This is a genomic window from Mesorhizobium sp. M7A.F.Ca.ET.027.02.1.1 (assembly GCF_004022985.1).
GTDB lineage: Bacteria > Pseudomonadota > Alphaproteobacteria > Rhizobiales > Rhizobiaceae > Mesorhizobium.
The window spans coordinates 1-6,247 of record NZ_RZOL01000365.1 but is presented as its reverse complement, the minus strand read 5'-3'; the positions used below and the strand labels follow the sequence as shown (position 1 = coordinate 6,247).

The 6,247-nt window shown below is 63.9% G+C and carries 5 protein-coding genes; 3 read left to right on the top strand and 2 right to left on the bottom strand.

Annotation, left to right across the window (positions count from 1 at the left end):
* Nucleotides 1-145 precede the first annotated feature (145 nt).
* The 3 genes from rpiA (at nucleotide 146) to gor (ending at nucleotide 2,975) form a co-directional block, all read left to right on the top strand.
* Nucleotides 146-877 carry a ribose-5-phosphate isomerase RpiA gene (gene rpiA, locus EN749_RS28345; RefSeq protein ID WP_027036598.1) on the top strand — a complete coding sequence of 244 codons (732 nt, stop codon included), beginning with the start codon at nucleotides 146-148 and terminating at the stop codon, nucleotides 875-877.
* The gene (locus tag EN749_RS28340; protein WP_127318742.1) at nucleotides 864-1,466 is read left to right on the top strand and encodes a DUF2059 domain-containing protein; all 603 of its coding nucleotides are present in this window, start codon (nucleotides 864-866) and stop codon (nucleotides 1,464-1,466) included. The genes rpiA and EN749_RS28340 overlap by 14 nt, the downstream gene beginning before the upstream one ends.
* Before the next feature lie 117 nt (nucleotides 1,467-1,583).
* On the top strand, nucleotides 1,584-2,975 hold the full coding sequence (gene gor / locus EN749_RS28335) for a glutathione-disulfide reductase (protein WP_128364399.1): 1,392 nt from the start codon (nucleotides 1,584-1,586) through the stop codon (nucleotides 2,973-2,975).
* A gap of 60 nt (nucleotides 2,976-3,035) precedes the next feature.
* Here the strand turns inward: gor and mgtE are convergent, their stop codons facing one another.
* Together mgtE and EN749_RS28325 are read right to left on the bottom strand one after the other, a co-directional pair.
* A complete protein-coding gene (mgtE, locus tag EN749_RS28330) occupies nucleotides 3,036-4,382 on the bottom strand; it encodes a magnesium transporter (RefSeq protein WP_128364398.1) in 1,347 nt (448 codons plus the stop codon).
* Between the two features lie 290 nt (nucleotides 4,383-4,672).
* Nucleotides 4,673-6,247 (bottom strand): ABC transporter ATP-binding protein/permease (locus EN749_RS28325; protein ID WP_145991030.1); only part of this gene is annotated, 1,575 nt, incomplete at its 5' end.

Genomic DNA, 6,247 nt, shown 5'->3' with positions numbered 1-6,247 from the left:
GGCAAAAATGTAGCATAGCTGCACTCACCGGTCAAGGAAATAATTCCTATAGCGGCATCACCTGGGGGACCCGTCGCCTGGGGCTTTGACCGGACCGGCAAAAATGCTACGAGCCCGGCAGCGAATTTCCGGGGCAACAACCGACATGGATGCAAGGCAATTGAAGGTCGAAGCCGCGCGCGCCGCACTTGCCCATGTAAGCGACGGCATGCGGCTCGGCATCGGCACCGGCACCACGGCCGAGGAGTTCGTGCGGCTGCTTGCCGAAAAGGTCGCCACCGGCATGACCGTCATTGGTGTGCCGACTTCGGAGCGCACCGCGTTGCTGTGCCGCGAACTTGGCGTGCCGCTGTCGACGCTGGAGGAAACGCCAGAGCTCGATCTCACCGTCGACGGCGCCGACGAAGTCGACCCGGAACTGACCCTGGTCAAGGGCGGCGGCGGCGCGCTGCTGCGCGAGAAGATCGTCGCCGCGGCGTCCCAGCGGATGATCGTCATCGCCGACCGCTCCAAGATGGTCGAGACGCTCGGCCGTTTTCCGCTGCCGATCGAGGTCAATCCATTCGGCCTGCGCGCCACTGAAATCGCGGTTGCCGCGGCGGCTGAAAAGCTCGGTCTTTCCGGGCCGGTCACATTGAGGATGACGGGCGGCCAGGCTTTTGTTACAGACGGCGGCCATTTTATCCTCGATGCATCTTTTGGCCGCATTCCGGATACAAGAGCGCTTTCGAATGCTCTCCACGCCATTCCGGGCGTAGTCGAGCATGGTCTTTTCATCGGGCTGGCTTCAGCGGCCATCATCGCCGGCGGCGACGGCATCCAAACCGTCCATGCCGCCCGAAAACCAGGGAGTTCTACCGATCATGACGTTGCATAACCGGGTTCGCAGCCTTTCCGTCCTTCTGGCGGCCTCGGCCGTTTTCGCCTTTTCTTCGCCGGCGTTTTCGCAGGATGTCACGGAATCGCACCTGAAGGCCGCCCGCGCGGCGGTCGCTGCGATCCACGCGACCGACCCGTTCGACAACATCCTGCCGCAGGCGGCCGCGGCGCTCGAATCGCAGCTGATCCAGAAGAACCCGGACATGCAGGAACTGATCGGCAAGACGATCAGCGAGAAGGCGCTGGCGCTGGCCTCGCGCCGCGCCGATCTCGAGAAGGAAGCCGCACTCGCCTACGCAAAAGTGTTCTCCGAAAAGGAACTGACCGACATCGCCGCCTTCTACAATTCCGATTCGGGCAAGAAGCTGCTCGATAGCGGCCCGACGGTGACCCGCGAACTGGTCAAGGCAGCCGACATCTGGCAGAACGGCCTCGGCCGCGATCTCGCCCAGCAGGTCGGCGAAACGCTGGCCGCAGCCGCCAAGGCAAAGGCGCAGGCTGCACCTGCCGCGCCCGCCGCCGGAGCCGCCGCTCCGGCCGATGGCGCAGCGCCCGCCGATGGCGCGGCCCCTGCGGACAACAACTGACCCCGCATTTTCAAATGGCCTTGCGGCCTCCCGCGAAAGCCCGGCCTGTCCGGGCTTTTCTTTTGACGGTTTGCGGCCTACCTGTCTGACACATTTCTGAAGCCTGGGAGCCGCGTCATGGCTGGTTACGACTACGATCTTTTCGTCATCGGCGGCGGTTCGGGCGGGGTGAGGGCGGCGCGTGTCGCCGCGGCTCTCGGCAAGCGTGTCGGCATCGCCGAGGAATATCGCTATGGCGGCACCTGCGTCATCCGCGGCTGCGTGCCGAAAAAGCTCTATGTCTATGCCTCGCAATTTCCCGAGCATTTTGCCGACGCCGCCGGCTATGGCTGGACGGTGCCGGAAGCCAGTTTCGACTGGCAGACGCTGGTCGCCAACAAGGATCGCGAGATCAGCCGGCTGGAGGCCATCTACGTCAGGAACGTCGAGGGCGCCGGCGGCGAGACCTTCCACTCGCGCGCCATGATCGTCGATCCGCATGTCGTGCATCTTCTGGGCGAGGATCGCACCGTCACGGCAGACCAGATCCTGATCGCCACCGGCGGCCGACCCGCGGCGCATCCGGCGCTGCCCGGCCATGAACATTGCATCTTTTCCAACGAGGCTTTCGACCTCAAGGAATTGCCCAAGGCGATCATGATCGAGGGCGGCGGTTATATCGCCGTCGAGTTCGCCAACATCTTTCACGGTCTTGGCGTCGACACCACGCTGGTCTATCGCGGCAAGGAGATCCTCAGCCGGTTCGACATGGACCTGCGGCGCATGCTGCACGAGACGATGGAAAAAAAGGGGATAAGGATCCTCTGCCATTCCGTGTCCGAATGGATCCGCAAGCGGCCGGACGGCCGGCTCGACGCGCTCGTCAGCGGCGGCGAGGTGCTGACCGTCGACCAGGTGATGCTGGCCATCGGCCGCATTCCCAACACCGAGAATATGGGCCTGGAAGGCATCGGACTGGAGATGACCAAGACCGGCGCCATCGCCGTCGACCAATATTCCCGCACCAACATCGACAACGTCTGGGCGATCGGCGACGTCACCAACCGCGTGCAGCTGACGCCGGTGGCGATCCATGAGGCGATGTGCTTCATCGAAACCGCCTTCAAGGGAAATCCGACCGCGCCCGATCACGAGACGATCGCGACCGCTGTCTTTTCACAGCCGGAGATCGGCACTGTCGGATTGTCGGAGGACGACGCCGTCAAGCGCTTCCCCGACATCGAGATTTACCGCGCGACATTCCGGCCGATGCGGCACACGCTGTCCGGGCGCGACGAGAAGATGCTGATAAAGCTGGTGGTCGATGGCGCGTCGAAGAAAGTGCTTGGCGCCCACATATTGGGGCCGGACGCCGGCGAGATGGCGCAGCTGCTCGGCATCCCGCTGAAGGCCGGCCTCACCAAGGACGATTTCGACCGTACGATGGCCGTGCATCCGACAGCGGCGGAAGAACTGGTCACCATGTACAAGCCGACCTATCGCGTGAAGGACGGCGCGCGCGTCGATTGACGGCAAATCCGGGTTGAGGAACTCCGCCGCGGCAAGGTCATGCCACGGCGGAGATAGTCGCTACAGCAGCGTGCCGCGCAGGATCACCAGCGCCACCGAAAAGTAGATCACCAGCCCGGTGACATCGACCAGCGTGGCGACCAACGGCGCCGATGCGCTGGCAGGGTCGAAGCCGATACGTTTCAAGGCGAACGGCAGCATCGACCCCGACAGCGAACCGAAGGTGACGATGCCGACCAGTGCAGCACCCACCGTGGTGGCAATCAGCGGCCAGTGCGGGCCATAATCGTAGAAGCCCATATATTGCCACAGCGCGATGCGGCAGACGCCGACCACGCCGAGCATGGCGCCCAGCACCAGGCCGGTGGGCAGCTCACGCAGCGCCACCCGCCACCAGTCGCCAAGACCGATCTCGCGCAGCGCCAGCGCGCGGATGACCAGCGAGGTCGCCTGCGAGCCGGAATTGCCGCCGGAGCTCATGATCAGCGGGATGAACAGCGTCAGCACGATCGCCTTCTCCAGCTCGCCCTCATAGCTCTGCATGGCGTTGGCCGTCAGCATCTCCGAGATGAACAGCGCGCACAGCCAGCCGCCGCGTTTCCTGATCATGGCGCGGAAGCTCATCTTCATGTACGGCTCGTCCAGCGCCTCCATGCCGCCGAAACGGTGCGCGTCCTCGGTCGTCTCCGCGACCATCGTGTCGATGATGTCGTCGATGGTGACGATGCCTAGGATCTTGCCATGGTCGACGACCGGAAGGGCGAGCAGATCGTATTTGGAAATCGTCTGCGCCAGGGTTTCGCGATCGGTCAGCGGGCCGACCGTCACCGGAAGGTGATCCGGCGCCACCGTCATGATCGGATCGTCAGGCTCACCGGTGATCAGCCGGCGCAGGCCCGTCGAGCGCACAAGCAGGTGCGTCTGCGGATCGACGATATAGATCGCGTAGACGGTCTCGCGCGTCCGCTCGACCTTGCGGATGTAGTCGAGCGTCTGCCCGACGGTCCAGTCCGACGGCACGCTGACGAACTCCGTCGTCATGATCGATGCGGCGCTGCCTTCGGGATAGCCGAGGATGGAGAGCAGCGTTGCGCGCAGCGGCGGCGCAAGCCCGCCAAGCAGCTCGGAACGGGCCGGCTCTTCCAGCTCGCGCAGGATGTCGGCGGCGCGGTCGACCGACATGGCGATGAGCAGCTTGCCCGCCTTGGCGCGCGGCAGCGCCTCCATGAGTTCGGACGCGCCGTCGAGTTCCGGCTGGTCGAAGATCTCGACCAGACGTTCGAACGTCACTTCATAGAGCAGTTCCGTCGCGTTCTCTCGAGGCTCCCTGTTGAGGGCTTCGACAATGTCGGCGACGTGATCGTTGGCTAGGATACCGGCAATCGCGACGGCCTCGTCGCTTGCCACTGTGGTAAATTCGTTCCTGGCTCACTCCTTGCCGTCCGGCAGGACATGAACCATGTGAGTCACGTCAGGGCGGTCGGCTGTTGCGTTCGACTGTGACTGTCGCCAGGCATGGCGCGGTGACCTTTCCGCTTGCGGGTTCGCGTTTTTACTATCTGCAAGCGGGCGCAACATAGGAGCGCGCCTTGCCGTGTCAATCGCGGTGAGGAGGGAAAATGCCGACGAGCGGCCAAGATCGCGAGACTGTGATCGCCGGCCGCCGTTCGCCTCGGCAGACCGGGGTGGAATAACCGTTATTTCTGCTTCAGCCGGCGCGAGAAACGCAGCCACTTGTCTTCGACCGGCCTTGGGACCGGCCTGGGCTGCACGAGAATGGTGGTGAGCTCGGCGGGCAGGGTCGGAACCAGCGGCTTCTTGGTGGCGACGCCGTCGGCGATCGCGACGATGCTGTGATAGAATTCGCTGCCGCTCATCGATCTCGGCGCAACCGCTTCGTGCATGACGCTGATCACCGTGACATCGGGGCAGTTGTCCTTGATGGCCTGGTGGAAGGCGACCTTGCCGTCGGGGTCGAGCGCGCCGGTCGCCTCGTCAAGGAACAGCAGCCCCGGCTGCTGCAGCACGATGCGAGCCACCACCAGCTTCTGCTTCTGGCCGCCCGACAGCACCTGGTCCCAGCTTTTGCCTTCGCGGCTTTCGTCGGCCATGTGCTCGATGAAGTCGCCAAGCCCGGCCTTGTGCAGCGCCGACGCCACCTGCGCGTCGCCATGGTCGTGCTCGGAGCCCGGCAGGCAGACCAGTTGCTTCAGCGACACAGGCTGCAGCTTAACCTCCTGGGCGGCATAGAAACTCTTCACGCCTTCGGGGAAGACGATGGTGCCGCGGCCATAGGGCCACAGGCCGTTGATCGCCTTGATCAGCGAGGTCTTGCCGCAGCCGGACTCGCCCTTCAGGAAAGTCCATTCGCCGCGCCGGAAGCGCAAATTGGCGGCGCTGAGGAAGGGCGTCGCATCCTCGCCTTGATGCGCCAGTTCGAGCTTCTGGATGGTCAGGCCGAAAACCGGGTTCTGGCTGGTGTAGTGGAAATCGGAGCGGCCGGTCTGGCTGTAGAATTCCTGCGGATGCTGGACATTCTCGATCGCGTTGGCCAACTCGGTGACACGCTGGCTGTTGGCGCGCAGCGTGGCGATGGCGGGCATGACGTGGATGAACCACGAACACTGGCCGATCAGAGAATTGACCAGCTCGGAGCCGGTTATATAGCCCTTCAGATCGAGGCGGTTGTGGATGAACGGCACGAGGCCCGGTCCATAGGCGACAATGCGGGCGCCGATGAAATTGTAGATCAGCTCGAACGACATATAGACGGTGTTGACGATGTTCAGCCGCGTCCAGGTGCCGTCGATATCGACATAGAGCCGGCCATGCATGGTCCTTTGCACGCCTTCGCCCTGAGACGCCGCGACATGGAAGGAGCGGCGCAGGAACGTCGTCAGTTCGCCGCGATAGCTGCCTTCGGCCTTCTGCATCCTGACGTTGAGGCGCTCGAGCAGGCCGCCGAGCTTGACGGCGATCCATGTGTTCAGCGGCACATAGGTGGCGACGGCCAGGAAGGCGAGGATGGCGCTGCCATAGCTGCCGAGGAACTCCAGCCCCTTCACCTCGACGGAGTTTTCAAGCAGCTTCTGGCCGACGAAGAAGAGCGAGGTGGCGACGGCCAGTACGCCCATGGCGAGCCCGATGGCGCCCCCGGTCATGTCCTTGATGGATTCCTGGACACGCTGGTCGATGTTGTCGGGGGCCGGTGCGCCGCTGCCGGTCGATGCATGCTGGGCATGGAAATGCGTATGGTTGCCATCCAGCAGCGC

Coding starts and splice junctions, on each gene's coding strand:
- gor (WP_128364399.1), top strand. CDS start 1,584: ATGGCTGGTTACGACTACGATCTTTTCGTCATCGGCGGCGGTTCGGGC.
- EN749_RS28340 (WP_127318742.1), top strand. CDS start 864: ATGACGTTGCATAACCGGGTTCGCAGCCTTTCCGTCCTTCTGGCGGCC.
- rpiA (WP_027036598.1), top strand. CDS start 146: ATGGATGCAAGGCAATTGAAGGTCGAAGCCGCGCGCGCCGCACTTGCC.